The following is a 14,426-nucleotide window of genomic DNA, read 5'->3' on the forward strand; positions in this document are numbered from 1 at the left end:
TTGGCTTGCTCGGTGTTCTAAAATAAATCTGTCCCTGAGGAATCCCCACAAATCTATTCCAATGCCTGCGCCTCTTGATGTACCTCTGCTCGCAACGCGTGCTCAAGTCTCTCCAAAGTTTTTCGAGAGTTTGAGCCGCGTCCGCTACGCCAGTATTCCAGGCCCAGCCGCCATAGCGATAACACTCGTCGGCGTTTAAGGCTATTGCTTTGAAAGCGGCGCTCATGCCCCGCCTCGCGGGCCTGCAATCCCGTTAAACAAATGATGTAATTAGCCAGAGCCGAGATCAGCAAAAGCACTTCGATTCGGCGTGGGCAGTGACTCCGATGGCGAGTGACGCCTACGCCAAAATACTCACTTTTTACATCCCTGAAGCCTTCTTCTATCTGCATGCGCTGTTTGTAAATGGCCACGATTTTCGATGGATTCCATTGATCTTCCGGCAGGTTGCTGGCCAATAACCAGGGCTCTCGCTCACGATTGGCCGATTGCCTGCTGAGTTTGTTTTTGGCGATTGATCCAGTGACACGCTGGTGTTTGCGACCTTTTGCCGAATGCCTAACGCAGTACAGATGAATGATGTGCGGAGCGCTTTGGGTCATCTCGATCCGCCCCAATGACTTCGGTGAGGACGATGCCAGAGCGTAGAGGTTTTTAACGGGTAGCCAAGTGTCTGCGTCGGCTCGGTAGAGATCCCGGTTACGCACGCGCCCCACGTAATACCAGCCTTGCGCCTCGACGGCTTTGATCCATGGCCGGCGAAAACCTGCATCAGCCACAAGGACCGGGACGCAATCTTCGGGAAGCATTTCGGCCAGCGTTTGTAGCAATCGTTTTTGATATTTCGGACAACCCTCACGTTCATGAACGCTCTCATAGATCGGGAATGAGCGTCCCGCCAAAGGGATGGCTGCGCGCAACAAAAAGAACTCTCCAGCCGCATCAATGGGTGACCAATCAACCAGGATCAATGGATGCTTGAGCGAGCCCAACAGGGCTCGCAGCATGACCCAGTAAAACAGCGGGCGCTCGGTTTGCAGATGCCGATTACCCAGCAGCCGGTCCACTCGTTTGATGGTGTGTTTGGGATAGGCTTTGCTCGGTAAAAATCGACCAAGCCCCGTCAGAGTGAGCCGACGTCCTCGTAGCAATGCGCTGACACAACACATCAACGTTTTCAGGCGACGAGAATGAACACCGGGAAGTGCATGAGCGAGCGAGCTGTGTAAGAATCGGATGGCCTGCATGGGGCGGGATCTTGTTTTGTGTGGTGCAACACAAGCTGCCGACTCATGCAGGTCTCTTCAATATTCCAACTTCTTGATTTTTCGTAAGAAAATTCGGGGATTCCTCAGGGGCAGATTTATTTTATGAGAAGCAGAGAGGGTAGGCTTATTGGATTGCTCGGTGTTCTAAAATAAATCTGTCACCTTTTTCATTTTTAGTCCCCTTTTTCTAATTGCTGTCTCAGGGGGGCTCTTCGAGGGCGGCTGTCGCGAGCCGAGCCACCGGGGCGTCTCGGCCCTTCGGGCTTCATCCTTCATACCTACGGGCTTCGGCCTGCGCGCACCGCTTGCGAGGGAATGCACCACTCCTTGTTAATCTGCAACCTGCGGGCAAGGGTTAAAAACCTCGGTTACGTCGAGTGTTGTATGCCACGGAATGGCAGTGCCTGACACCATTCCGCCTACGGTTTGCTGTCGACCCGACTTGCGCACATATCCGCCATCCGTTCCAGTGAAGACTTGCTGCCCTGGCTTCGTCAGGTAATCAAAGAAACTGACTTTCACAGGCACATTCATTTGTCCACCAGGCGTAATGACGGCGAGCATGATCGCTCGGTCTTTGGTGAATACAACGAACGGTTCGACTCCAGTGCGACCACCAACTGTCTTCACGCACTGCACTTGTTCTGGGAGGATGCGTGCGGTTTCAGTGTAGGTGTGGTTGTTGTAGAGGCTGAGGATCAGGCCTTTGCTGGTCAACACTCCCAGGCCTTGAGTGGCTTTGCAGCTGCCTTCGCTTCCATATGGGAACAAGCACCAGTTCGTTTCCGACACGGCTTGAATATCCGATGGTGCAATTTTCAGATCGCGCTGGATTTGGGCTTTTGATTCCGGCGTGTCATAAGGGATCATCACGCATCCCCCGACTGTCACTGCTGCGATGAGGCCTATGCCCGCAGCTACGTTTTGGATTGATGATCTGAAGGTGTTCATTGTTCGCTCTCTTTGCTGTATTGCCACCACTGGAAAGCTGTGGTGATTTTGGTAGCGAACCTTACGGCATGGGCGGCAAGCAGTCATCCTCATGGTGATAGCTGGATCGGTAGATGACTTAACTGGACGCTTACCCTTTTTTCGCTTGATCGATTCCGGTCGTGGCGAAGGCATGGTTGTGTTGGCGCTGTTTGAGGAGATTTTGGCGCAATTGTGGCGCAGTTCTTGACGAACTGCGCCACAGCTCGTCGCAGCAGATGGATGTAGTCGCTCCCGACGGTCGGGACTACGTTATGGCCACAAATAAAACCAATACTGCCCCGCATAAATGGGTGGCATTGGGTTATCGACCAACCTAGCAGATTGACTCCCTAGCGCTTCCAGTCCTTCACCACATCATCGATGGCGGCAGTGGCAATGTCTCTAACGGATCGTGAAACGGGCGACCCCAAAGGTCGCCCGTTTTCATTTACTCAGCCGCCTGCGCCCGCAACCGTCTCCCAATAACATCCATCACATCACACCCATCGCGCAGCGATATCGTCAGCATTTTGCAAAGGTCGGAGAGCACCAGCGTGTCGGAGCTGATTTCCGAGCGGAACGCGATGTTTTCCAGCAGTTGGGTCACGGTACGGATGCGGTAGTCGGCGGTTTCGAAGAGGACGTCGAGCGGGGCTTCGGTGTCGATGAGCAGGGTGGCGGGGATGCAGTCGACGCCGGTGATGGGCATGTATCGTTTCATCGGTAGTACCTCATTCAATTGAAAGGAGCTACCTCGTTAATCGAGTCGCCAAACCCGAGCCGCCATTAGGACGACGACGGAATATAGGCCGCCTTGTCCGGGTGCTACAAGACGCCGCTTTCCGAGCTTGATGTAGGACGTTTAGCCTGTCTGTGGTGGTATTCGTTACGTGGGGTTGGGCTGTCGGCGGCGGCGAGATGTTTGCTTCCGTTTGGGGGCGGAGCGTTCATAGAGGGGGGCTGCTGCGCAGCCCAGCGGGAGCAAGCTCCCTCGCCACAGGGGATTTGTACAGCCTTTAGGTGGGTGAGTTGTCCTGAGGGGCGCCGTCGTTGATCTTCTGCTAGAAATCTGTAATTCGGAACAAGGCCGGGGTACCTCGTTTTCCGTCTCAACATCCTCTTCAGCAAGGCTCTTTTTTGTGCTTCCCTTATGGCCACTTTTCTCTTTCGCAGCCTGCCCAGCGCTCGCCGACTTCGGACTCACAAACCGTGCACAACCCCACCCGCAACGCGCTGACCACCCAGCTCGCCACCCACCCCGATGACATCACCACACGTGCCGCGCTGTACCGCGATCTGCTCGACACCGCCGAGGTTTCATTGGACGGCGTACGCCTCGCCGCAGGCCTGTGTGATCCGGCCGCTAACGTCGTCATTACTCAGTTGAACACCACGGCACATGCCAACCGCCCCGGGCCGTTGCTGGCGCAGCTTCGTAACCTGCCGGTGGATCATCTGGAGTTGGATAACGCCGAGCCGGCGTGGTGCGATGCCCTGGCTGGGCTGCCCTTGCGCACGTTGGTGCTCAACAGCCCACGTTTCAGCTGCGATCCAGGTGTATGGCAACGCTTGCCAGGCCTCGCTCTCGAGAACCTGGAAATCAGCGGATTCTCCCGAGACGATAACGCCACCAGCCTGCCTTCCCTCGATCGGCTGCGCCGGCTGACGTTAAGCACCTACGGCCAGGACTTCGACGACAAATTCTTCGAGCAACTCGGCAATAGCTCGCTGCAAGAATTGTCGCTGAACCGTTGCGATGACGTCTCCGACGATGGCCTTCTCGGGCTGTCAAACCTCAAGTTGCGGTCGCTCACGTTGGAACGCGTTGGCGAGCTGACGTCCCGTGGGATGGCGCACTTATGCAGTCACCCCCTTGAGCAACTGTCCCTCGGTTGGAACGGTGCAATTCTGGAGGACCCTGCATGGCTCTCCGGCCTGAGCGCATTGCGCTCCCTGAGCCTGGATCAATGTTACGCAACGGATGCCATGCTCCACGCTATCCGGGACCTGCCCATCGAACGGCTTTCGCTTCAGTCTTCGTATGTTGGTGAGGACGACCTTGAGATATTGGAAGGTATGCCACTCGCCGACCTGAATCTCAAATCTTCACAACAAGTGATCGAGCGGCTCGATGTGCTGCACGGGTTTCCACTCAAGCGCCTGGGGCTTTCCGATGTGCAAGGCATCGATGCAGATACGTTGAGCGATCTGCGTGGTTTGGCGTTGGAGTCCCTGGACCTGTCATTGAACGACCTCACTTGGAAGGAACTGAAACAACTCGCCGGCCTGCCACTGAAGCGGCTGAATCTCAGCTTTTGTCGCGGCGTGGATGGGAAGGTTCTGCGCAAGCTTGTCGAGTTGGGTTTGCCGTTGGAGCAACTTGAAATAAGCGGTCTGGATCTGCGCGATGCCGACCTGGCCTGCTTGTGCGATCTGCCGCTGCGGCGCCTGGGTTTGTATGACAGCCCTTGGCTCACCGACGCCGGAGTGGCCCACCTTGCTCGGCTGCCGTTGAGTGATCTGACGATCTCGGCAGATCCCGGGGAATCGCGGATTACCTCAGCCGCAGTGCCGGTGTTGGAGCAATTGCCGTTGCACACACTGTGGTTGCTGAACTGTTCCGGGATCAGTGCCGAGGGTTGGGATCGGCTGGCCAGGTTGTCGGCTCGCGTTAGCGGCCCAGGTATTTGATGCTCGCCGCAGTATTGCTCTGTAGGTTCAAACCTGGGGGAGCAAGTTGTGCTCCCACAGGTTTTCGCCGTTCGATGACTGAGCCGCATCAAGCCGAGCCCCATCATGAACGGCCAACTCTTTACCAGTTGTAACTCAACTTAGCGGTGACTTCACGGCCCGGGTTGTAGTAGTTCGCAGTCCCCGAACCAACTACATGTTGCTCATCTAGAAGGTTGCTGACGTTGATCGCCAGGTCAGTGCCTTTGAAGAGTTTGTAGTTGAAGGCCGCATCGAAGAGCGTCGTGCCATCGCTGGTGCCGGTGTTGGCCGCGTCGAAGTAATAGGAGCCCACATAACGTGCACCCAGGCCAACGCTGACATCGGTGTCGGGGATGTTGTAATAGCTCCACAGCGACGCGGAGTGTTTGGGGGCCGTGGCGAACTCATTCCCTTTGAGTGAACTGCCGTCGTACAAAGTACCGCGCAACACTTCGGACTCCATATAAGAGTAGCCACCCACCAGGCTCAGGTTAGGGGTGAGCTCAGCCTTGGCTTCCAGGTCCAGGCCGCGTACCCGTGATTCGCCAACGGTTTGTTGCTCGATGACACCGCTGGGCAGTACGACGGCGATGCTGACATTTTCCTGGGTCAGGTCGTAGACCGCCGCCGAGAACAACGCGTCCATGCCGATGGGCGCATATTTCACACCCACTTCATATTGCCGGCCTGTCTTGGGGACAACGCCGACCGTGGGTGGCGAGACCGACTCGACCATGCTGACGTAGGTCGACACTTCGTCGTTGACGATATAGGTCAGTGCGCCGCGATAGGAGGTTTCCGAGAAATCATCCGACTCCTTTACGTTGTTGATGTCGGTACTGGACAGATCCAGCGAGTCGTTGCGCACACCGGCGGTGACGATAAAGCGCTCAAAGAAGGACAAGTTCTGCTGCAGGAACACGGCCTTGGTTTTGGTGTCGAGCTTGTCGTTGCTATAAGGCGCTACGCCGCTGGGTACACCCGTGAACACGGGGTTGGCCAGGTCGATGGAGCCTGTCGTGGCATAGACGGAGCGTTCCTCGGTGGAAGAATCACCATACTCCACGCCCACCAATGTACTGCTGTCGATGTTTTCGAAGCGGGCATCGTATTGCAGCATCAAGTTGCCGTTCAGTTGCTCGGCGTCGCTGTCAGTGCCAAAGATGTAACGCGGGACCGTGGTGCCGGTGCGGGTAGGGGAGTCGCTGAGGAACACATAGCCGAAATCATCGGTCAGTTTGCTGTAGCGCAAGTTGCTGCGCAGCACGAAGCCATTGTCGAAATCATGGCTGAAGGTGCCGCTGATGTTGGTGCGTTCGACGTCGTGGAAGTTGTAGCTGGGCTCGCCGTAGAACTTGTCACGGTCGTATTCCTTGTCCAGCGGGTAACCGCCGCTGTTGGGCGAGCTTTGGGTTTTCAGGTAATCCACGATCACCGAGGCCGAGGTGAAGTCCGTGGGTGACCAGGTCAGGCCGCCCATCAAGAACTTGTTGTCGTCCCGTGAGTGGTCGTACTCGCGATCACTGTCTTGCATCTTTGCCGTGAAGCGGCCGGCCACGGTTTTGTCCTCGTTCAACGAGTCGCCGACATCGATGCCGGTTTCGACATGGTCGAAAGAACCGTAGGTGACGTAGCCCTGGCCGAACTTGTCGAAGCGTGGCTTCTTGCTGACAAAGTTCACCGAGCCGCCCGGGTCGGCCGGGCCGAACAGCGTCGAGTTGGCGCCGCGTATTACTTCAACGCGCTCATAGGCGAAAGGTTCCTCGCGCACACCGCGCATCGAACCCAGGGTCAGGCCGTCCCGATAGGTCGTGGCCTGGAAGCCGCGGATCTGGAAATAATCGTTACGGTCGTCAGTGCCGTAATAGTCGGTAATCACCCCGGGCGTGTATTGCAGCAGCTCTTCGGTCGTGCTCACGCTGCGTTGCTTCATTTCCTTGTCGGTCACCACGGACACCGAGGCGGGCGTGTTGAGGATGCTGGTGGCCACTTTGCCGCCGACCCAGAGTTCCTGGGCCACCACCGAGTTGGCGTCTTCGGTGCCATCGACCCTGGCCTTGGCGTTGACGAGGATAGGCGCAAGGCGATATTCCTCGAGTTCGGCATCCGCCTTGGTTTGCGGCGTCAGCAAGTAAGCGTTCGGGCCTTGCTGCTGTATGGCGATGTCGCTCCCCTGCAACAGCGACGACAGCGCTTCGGACGTATCGAGTGTGCCGCTCACGCCCCCGGTATTGCGGTTCGCTACGCTTGAAGCATCGAAGGAAAGGCTGATACCCGCCTCGCGGGCAAAGCGGTCAAGCGCCGGTGCCAGGGGACCGGCGGGAATGTTCCACTGATGAACCTGGGTCTGCTCAACGGTCGAGGGTTGTGCCAGGGCGGGTAGCGCATAGCTGCTGACGATGACGCCGAAGATCGCACCGTGGATGGCACGATTCAGTCGATGACGCTGGGGAACCGGGGACGCACTCATTAACTCGCTCCGTGGAAAAGGGGATCGGCAGATCGGCCTGTAGGTCGGCCTTTTCTTACATGCCGAACGAGAATGAGAAATCACCTCATTTTTATTTGATGTTGATGTACGGCGAAGAAAACATTTAGCTGGCGGCGCTCAACGTCACCCAATATTGGGTGCGATAATCAATCCGCAGGTGCAGTGACTGCGCAACCAATGCCAGTACCCGGTCGGTGTCGGCGAGCTGAAAGGTGCCGGAAACCCGCAGGCCCGAGACCTCTTCGGTGCAGCGCAACAGGCCGGGGCGATAGCGCGACAAGGCCCCGATGAAATCACCGAGGCGCATATTGCGTGCGCTGATCACTCCGTCGCTCCAGCTCCATACATCCAGGCCGTTATCCTTGAACTCACGAATGCCACCTGAGGTGAACAGCCGCTGGTTGCCGGCCTGGACAGTGTCGTTGACCGCAAGGGTTTTGCTGGATCCAGGAAATACGCTGACTGCGCCGCGTTGCACCGCTAGAAGGGTCCCGTCGTTACGCTCGTACGCCAGGAAACGGGCATCCAGAGTGCTGATCAATCCGTCGCGTGTTTGTACCCAGAACGGACGCGGTTGAGCCGAGCCCGCATCGGCGCCGGTATTGACGATGATTTCGCCGCGCCGCAGAACGATCAGGCGCCGCTGCGGGTTGAAATAGCTGTCGACCGCACTGTTGCTGTTGAGCTGGATAAGGCTGCCATCATCGAGCTGGAAGCGCTTTCGCTCGCCGGTCTTGCTGTGCTGCTGGGCAAGCATGGCGGGTAGCGGCGTGTAGTCGCGGCCCAGCCAGGCCGCGCCACCCAAGGTGGCCAATGCACCCAGTAGCTTGAGGCTTTGGCGCCGATGCAGGCCTGGGCGGGCGCCCTTGAGGGTGTGCCGGGCCAAATCAGGTGGTACGCCCGCGAAGTCATCGCCAAGCGCTTCCACACGCTGCCACGCCAACCGATGTTCCGGACGTTGCTGCAGCCAGTGCTCGAAACTGCGCTGGGTTTGCTCATCGGCAGGGTTGAAGCGCAGGCGCACCAGCCAGTGGATCGCTTGGTCGACCACCGCCGAATCCAGCGCTTGCGCTTCACTGTTCGGCATAACGCAAGCGATAGCAGTGTTGCAGGGCCTTGGCCAAGTCGCGTTCCACCGTGGAGCGGGAAACGCACAGTTTTTCGGCTATTTGCTGGCAGGTCCAACCGTCGAGCTGGGCCAGCAGAAACGCCTCGCGCACCCTTGGCTTGAGCAGGTCCAGCAGGCGGTCGATCCGCTCGAGGCTATCAAGAATCAGCAGTCGCTCTTCTTCAGAGAGGGCCGCTTGTGGAGGAAGCAGCGCGAGGCTCTCGAAGTAGGCGCGCTCGAGCTCGCGACGGCGATACCGATCAATCATCAGCCCACGGGCGATGCTGCTCAGATAAGCCCGGGGTTCGCGCAAGGGACTCAATTGACGCGACTTGAGCAGACGTACAAACGTGTCCTGCGCCAGGTCCGCCGCGCTTTCGTGACAGCCGACGCGCCGGCTCAGCCAGCTATGCAGCCAGGAATGGTGGCTGCGATAGAGCAGGGTGAGGTCGGCATTGCCCAGTGTGTCGTTGCTGCGCATCAGCATCCCGGAAACATACATAATTGATAATGAATCGCATTATATTCAGGCGGCTGACGTCAGTGCAAATGTGCCGGAGCTTATGGTCGAGACGGGCCCTGGTATCCGGGCCCTGATAGGAATAGGCAATGCTGCAAGGCAAACCGGCATAGGTGCCGAGGTGTTGCGCCGATAGCATGGCCTCGTTCCCACCTGATTGGAGGCTCGCCATGAGCAGCAGAAAAACCCTATTCATCACCGGCGTCAGCAGTGGCCTGGGCAATGCCCTGGCGCGGGAAGCGCTTGCGGCGGGCCATCGGGTGATCGGCACCGTGCGCAGTGACGCGGCGTTGCAGGCCTTCGAGGCACTGTCCCCGGATCAGGCCCATGGCGTGCTCCTGGATGTCACCGACTTCGAGCGGATCGACAGCGTGGTCGCCGCCACACAAGCCCGCCACGGCCCGGTCGACGTACTGGTCAACAACGCCGGTTATGGCCATGAGGGCATCTTCGAAGAGTCACCGTTGCAAGAGATGCGTCGCCAGTTCGACGTCAACGTGTTCGGCGCGGTGGCGGTGACCAAGGCGTTCGTGCCGTATTTTCGCCAGCGCCGTGCCGGTCATATCCTCAACATCACCTCCATGGGGGGCACCATCACCATGCCGGGCATTGCCTACTACTGCGCGAGCAAGTTTGCGCTGGAAGGTATCTCCGATACGCTGAGCAAGGAACTGCTGCCGTTCAACATTTTCGTGACCGCCGTGGCACCGGGCTCGTTTCGCACCGACTGGGCGGGGCGTTCGATGCAACGCACCCCGCGAAGCATTGCCGACTACGACGCCAGTTTCGACCCGATACGCAAGGCGCGAGAAGAGAAAAGCGGCAAGCAGCCGGGTAACCCGCAGAAGGCGGCCCAAGCGATGTTGCAGCTGATCGACAGCCCGACACCGCCGGCCCACTTGCTGCTGGGCAGTGATGCCCTCAGCCTGGTGCGCGACAAGCTGAGCCGTGCGGCCAGGGAGATCGATCAATGGGAAGCGCTGAGCCGTTCGACGGACGATTGAATGGCAAGCAAGAGGCTCGTCAATGACCCAGGTGGATGCCTGCACCGCGCGCATGGTGCGGTTGATGGAAAAGCTCGCACCGGTAGAGGGCTACAACCTCAGCGCGCTGGAGGACATCCGTTTTCTGCGTTCGAACCGACCGCTGACGCGCACGCCGGTGTTGTATGAGCCCGGCATCGTGATCCTGTGCCAGGGACGCAAGCGTGGCTATCTGGGCGACGACGTCTATGTCTACGACGCCCAGCATTACCTGGTGGTGTCTGTCCCGGTTCCCTTCACCATGGAGACCGACGCCAGCGCCGCGGAGCCCATGCTGGCGGTCTACATGCGCCTGGACCTGCAACTGGCCAGCGAATTGATGTTGCAAGTGGACGAAACCCTGGGCCCCAGCGATGCACAACCCAAAGGCATGTACGCCTCGCCTATGGACGACTTGCTGCGCACCTCGACGCTGCGTTTTCTGGAGGCCATGAGTCGCCCGGGCGAAGCGCAGATCCTGGGACCTTCGCTGATACGGGAAATCTACTACCGGATCCTGACCGGCGAGCAGGGCGGCTCGATGCGCGCCGCGCTCAGTCGCCAGGGGCACTTTGGCAAGATCACCCGGGCGATACGCAAGATCCACAGCTGCTACCACGAGCATCTGGACGTCGAAACACTCGCCCACGAAGCCAACATGAGCATTCCCAACTTTCACCTGCACTTTCGCAGCGTGACGGACTCCACGCCCATGCAGTACTTGAAATCGACTCGCCTGCACCAGGCGCGGTTATTGATGCTGCGCAACACCATGAGCGCCTCGACGGCGGCGTTCAGCGTCGGCTACGAAAGCGCCTCGCAATTCAGCCGCGAGTTCAAGCGCCTGTTTGGCCGCACGCCCCAGGCGGAGATTGAATGGATGAAGGCGACTTATGCGTTGCCGGCGCCTGCCGGGCCGTCCATTTATGTGTCGTCGCATTAAGGGCCGGCCAGCCCGGATACAAAAAAGGCACGGGTGATCACTGCCTTTCGACAGGTCGTCTTTACCTATTTTCTCTGCTTCCAGAAAAGGCCGGCTTCATCAGGTAGCATCGCCAAAATCCGCAGCCTTTAAAAAAGCCATGAACGCCCGTAATGCTGCCGATTGGTGGCGACGACTTGGGAAGTAGAGGTAAACAGCCTCCTGAGGACAAGACCATGAGGGGAGGACCCGCGCCAACCTTCCCGATTCGAGAAGGCCGGCCACATACGCGGCAGGCGCGTTAACGATCCCCAATCCCCGCAGAGCTAGCTCGATTTGCGATGCCAGATCGTGAACAATCATGCGTGTCGGCGGGGCGATTTGTACCACCTCGCTCGCAGATTCCAGTGTCCAGGGGATGATCAAGCCATCGATCTGACTGCGACACATGATCGCGCGGTGATCGAGCAGGTCGTCGGGATGCTTCGGTATCGCTTGGTCGCGAAGATAAGCTGGGGATGAGACGAGCACGGCTTCCGATTTAGGCGCAATGGGCACCGCCACCATGTCCTTATCAATGCAATTGCCGTAGCGTAAACCCGCGTCATAGCCTTGTTTGACGATGTCGATAAGCCGTGCCTCAACGGCAATTTCGAGTTCGATATCGGGGTAGATATTCTGAAATGCCTTCAACGCTGGCGCGATGAATGACTCGAACGGTGCGCGTGGCATCGTGAGCCGCAAAGGGCCGGTGGGTCGTCCTGCCCGACCCGATACCTCCTCCGCGGCTTGCCGCAACTGCGACAGCGCAGGGCCCGTCGCAAGCAAATAGTCGTTCCCGACGTCTGTCAGGCTGAGGCTTCGGGTGGAACGGCGGAAAAGCGATGTACCTAGCCGCTCTTCAAGAGCGCTGATCGCCTGGCTAACGGCGGATGGCGAAATGCCCAGCTGCCTCGCAGCCTCGGAAAAGCTGCCGGCTTCTGCAACGGCCACGAACATCGCCACACCTTCGGTACTGTCCTTCTGTCGCATGTAAGACCTTTAAGTTTTACTTCAAGCCTCATGCTCGATTATGGGGCTAATAGCGAGGATTCGCTCATCGTAAGATGTCTTACACGACGAACCAAGACATTAAAAAATGGACACTGACCTTATCGCCAGCTCGCTAGAACCCGCGTCGACAGCGCTATCGCTCAGTCGACGGGCTCTACTTATCAATATGGGCGCAGCCGCTGTGCTGATGTCCGGTGGTAAAACATGGGGAGCTCTCTTGTCCACCTTCACGCTGACCTCGCGCATTTTCAGCACCCCTCGCCATACGACGCATTATTTGGAGGCCGGGCCAGCCGACGGGCCGCTGATGATGTTCCTCCATGGATGGCCGGAGCTTGGCTTGGTCTGGCGCGCGCAGATGCAAGCGTTCGCTGCAAAAGGCTGGCACTGCGTTGCGCCGGATATGCGCGGCTATGGCCGCTCTTCCGCTCCAGAATCCACCCGTGAATACACGATGGAAAAGATCGTGACGGACATGGCCGAACTTCATGACCACCTCGGCGGCCATCCCGCCATCTGGGTTGGCCACGACTGGGGCAGTGTGGTGGCCGGTGAATGGGTGGCTCACGAACCACAGCGCAGTCGCGGTGTGGTGCTGATCTCCGTGCCGTATTTCCCCAACACGAACGCGTTACCGACGCTGGTTCCACTGGTCGACCGGAAGATCTATCCGGCCAGCCGGTTTCCCGATGGTCAATGGGATTATTACCGCTACTACACTACGCACTTCGCATCAGCCGTCGCTGATTTGGACGCCGACATAGCGGCATCGCTGGCTTCGATTTACCGACGAGCAGACCCGGAGAGTATTGGCAAGGTCGCCTCGAATGCCGAAGTGACACGCAAAGGAGGGCGGTTCGGCGCCAGTCATCGTGCCCCGCCTACCCAGCCTGATCCGGCGCTGTGGCCAATGGAGGACTTCGCCGTACTGGTGCAGGCATTCGAGAAGCGAGGCTTCCGCGCTCCCTGCGCATGGTATCTGAACGATGACGCCAACATCGCCTACGCTCGTCGCGCGCCTAATGGCGGCAGGTTGTCATTGCCTGTCCTGTTTGTGAATGGCGACTACGACCAGATGAACAACATCAAGGGCAATCGGCTGGGCGACCCGATGCGAGCGGCTTGTGCAGACCTCACCATAACGAGCCTGCCAGGCGCCCATTGGCTGCCAGTGGAGTGCAAGTCGGAACTCGTTGTTGCCATTGATCACTGGCTTCAAAGTAAAAAACTTTGATGCCCCCGAACCGGTCATTCGTGACGGGCAGAAAACGACCAGAATCTTCCCCGTCACAACAGACCGGAATGGCCCAAAACTCTCATCGTAACTCCACAAAAAAAGGCATGGTTTTCACTGTTTTCAGCGTCGCGCGGACAGCTGTTGTGGCGCCAAAAATGCATCGTGGAAATAGTTACGAAACGCCTGCATCGCCGGGCTGAATTCGCGCTCGCGATGCCACGCCAGTCCGACACTCATCGGCGTCACCTCGTCGGTGACTGTCAGGGTTTCGATGCGTTTTCCTTCCAATGACCAGGGGCGGTGCACCAGGTCCGAGAGGATTGCCACGCCGCTGCCATTGGCGACCATGCTGCGCACCGCTTCGACTGAACTGGTACGCACCCGCACGTTTGGCTGTTGATGCGCCTGTTCCCAGTAGCGCATGGCGCTTTGTTCCGCTTCGTCGACGGTCAGCAGGATGTAGGGTTCTTTCGCGACGTCGGCGAGGCTGACCGCCGAGCGTTCGCACAACGGATGGCGGCTGGGCAGCCATAACCGCCGTTCGGAGTTGAAGAGAATCTCTGAAACGATGTCCGGGTGCGTGAGGTTGGCGGTGAGCACCACGGCCATATCGAAACGACCTTCCAGCAAGCCTTGTTCAATGGCTTGCCGTTCCTGTTCATGGACTTCAATCGCCACGTCCGGATGCCAGTGTTCCAGGCGCTGCAAATGGTGCGGGAGGAAATAACCGATCACTGTGTAGCTCGCCGCCAAGCGCAACACGCCGCTGGCGCGGATGTCCGGCAACGGGCTGTTCAACGCGTCATCGACGCTGCGCAAAATCACGTAGGCCCGATTCAAAAAGTGCCGCCCGGCGTCGGTCAGGCTCATGCCCTGGGCCGAGCGCTGGAACAACAGCGTGCCGAGGATGCCTTCCAGTTCCTTGATCGCCGTGGTCACCGCCGACTGGGAAATATTCAGATGAATCGCGGCCTGAGAGATTTGCCCGATCTCGGCGGTGGCGACGAAATAGCGGACTTGGCGCAGGGTCAAGGACATGAGCACTCCAGGTGACGGTGTATCTGTTTTTCAGAAGATGGCCTATCTGATAATAGATCTTCCCAAGGGGTGGGGAGGAATCT

General features: G+C 58.4%; 12 protein-coding genes. 4 read left to right on the forward strand and 8 right to left on the reverse strand.

Annotation, left to right across the window (positions count from 1 at the left end):
• Positions 1-53: 53 nt before the first annotated feature.
• The 3 genes from BM321_RS16845 to BM321_RS16855 form a co-directional block, all read right to left on the reverse strand.
• A complete protein-coding gene (locus BM321_RS16845; protein ID WP_092443464.1) occupies positions 54-1,247 on the reverse strand; it encodes an IS4 family transposase in 1,194 nt (397 codons plus the stop codon).
• A 351-nt stretch (positions 1,248-1,598) separates the two neighbouring features.
• Positions 1,599-2,219, reverse strand: coding sequence for a hypothetical protein (locus BM321_RS16850; protein ID WP_092443466.1), 621 nt, complete (start codon positions 2,217-2,219; stop codon positions 1,599-1,601).
• 469 nt (positions 2,220-2,688) lie between these two features.
• Complete coding sequence (locus tag BM321_RS16855; RefSeq protein WP_092443468.1) at positions 2,689-2,961, reverse strand: hypothetical protein; 273 nt, start codon at positions 2,959-2,961, stop codon at positions 2,689-2,691.
• A 488-nt stretch (positions 2,962-3,449) separates the two neighbouring features.
• On the opposite strand from BM321_RS16855, the gene BM321_RS16860 reads away from it, so the two are divergent.
• The gene (locus tag BM321_RS16860; RefSeq protein ID WP_092443470.1) at positions 3,450-4,931 is read left to right on the forward strand and encodes a hypothetical protein; all 1,482 of its coding nucleotides are present in this window, start codon (positions 3,450-3,452) and stop codon (positions 4,929-4,931) included.
• 121 nt (positions 4,932-5,052) lie between these two features.
• Here the strand turns inward: BM321_RS16860 and BM321_RS16865 are convergent, their stop codons facing one another.
• The 3 genes from BM321_RS16865 to BM321_RS16875 all read right to left on the reverse strand — a co-directional run bounded on the left by BM321_RS16865 (position 5,053) and on the right by BM321_RS16875 (position 9,032).
• Entirely contained in the window at positions 5,053-7,422 is a 2,370-nt protein-coding gene (locus BM321_RS16865; RefSeq protein ID WP_092443472.1) for a TonB-dependent siderophore receptor, read from the reverse strand.
• 124 nt (positions 7,423-7,546) lie between these two features.
• Positions 7,547-8,530: a DUF4880 domain-containing protein gene (locus tag BM321_RS16870; protein ID WP_092443474.1), complete on the reverse strand. Its 984-nt coding sequence runs from the start codon at positions 8,528-8,530 to the stop codon at positions 7,547-7,549.
• Positions 8,517-9,032 (reverse strand): sigma-70 family RNA polymerase sigma factor, encoded by a 516-nt coding sequence (locus BM321_RS16875; RefSeq protein WP_092443562.1) that lies wholly within the window; start codon positions 9,030-9,032, stop codon positions 8,517-8,519. Before BM321_RS16875 ends, BM321_RS16870 begins: the two co-directional genes overlap by 14 nt.
• Before the next feature lie 209 nt (positions 9,033-9,241).
• Here BM321_RS16875 and BM321_RS16880 point away from each other — a divergent pair, with 209 nt between their 5' ends.
• Positions 9,242-10,075 (forward strand): oxidoreductase, encoded by an 834-nt coding sequence (locus BM321_RS16880; protein ID WP_092443476.1) that lies wholly within the window; start codon positions 9,242-9,244, stop codon positions 10,073-10,075.
• A 22-nt stretch (positions 10,076-10,097) separates the two neighbouring features.
• Positions 10,098-11,036, forward strand: coding sequence for an AraC family transcriptional regulator (locus BM321_RS16885; protein WP_092443478.1), 939 nt, complete (start codon positions 10,098-10,100; stop codon positions 11,034-11,036).
• A 99-nt stretch (positions 11,037-11,135) separates the two neighbouring features.
• Here the strand turns inward: BM321_RS16885 and BM321_RS16890 are convergent, their stop codons facing one another.
• Positions 11,136-12,014 (reverse strand): LysR family transcriptional regulator, encoded by an 879-nt coding sequence (locus tag BM321_RS16890; protein ID WP_175535175.1) that lies wholly within the window; start codon positions 12,012-12,014, stop codon positions 11,136-11,138.
• 271 nt (positions 12,015-12,285) lie between these two features.
• On the opposite strand from BM321_RS16890, the gene BM321_RS16895 reads away from it, so the two are divergent.
• Positions 12,286-13,302, forward strand: coding sequence for an alpha/beta hydrolase (locus BM321_RS16895; RefSeq protein ID WP_092443564.1), 1,017 nt, complete (start codon positions 12,286-12,288; stop codon positions 13,300-13,302).
• Positions 13,303-13,425: 123 nt separating this feature from the next.
• Here BM321_RS16895 and BM321_RS16900 read toward each other — a convergent pair whose 3' ends face one another.
• The gene (locus BM321_RS16900) at positions 13,426-14,343 is read right to left on the reverse strand and encodes a LysR family transcriptional regulator (RefSeq protein WP_092328642.1); all 918 of its coding nucleotides are present in this window, start codon (positions 14,341-14,343) and stop codon (positions 13,426-13,428) included.
• Between the last annotated feature and the right edge of the window lie 83 nt (positions 14,344-14,426).

Origin of the sequence: Pseudomonas sp. NFIX10 (assembly GCF_900111955.1) — a bacterium.
GTDB lineage: Bacteria > Pseudomonadota > Gammaproteobacteria > Pseudomonadales > Pseudomonadaceae > Aquipseudomonas > Aquipseudomonas fluorescens_AA.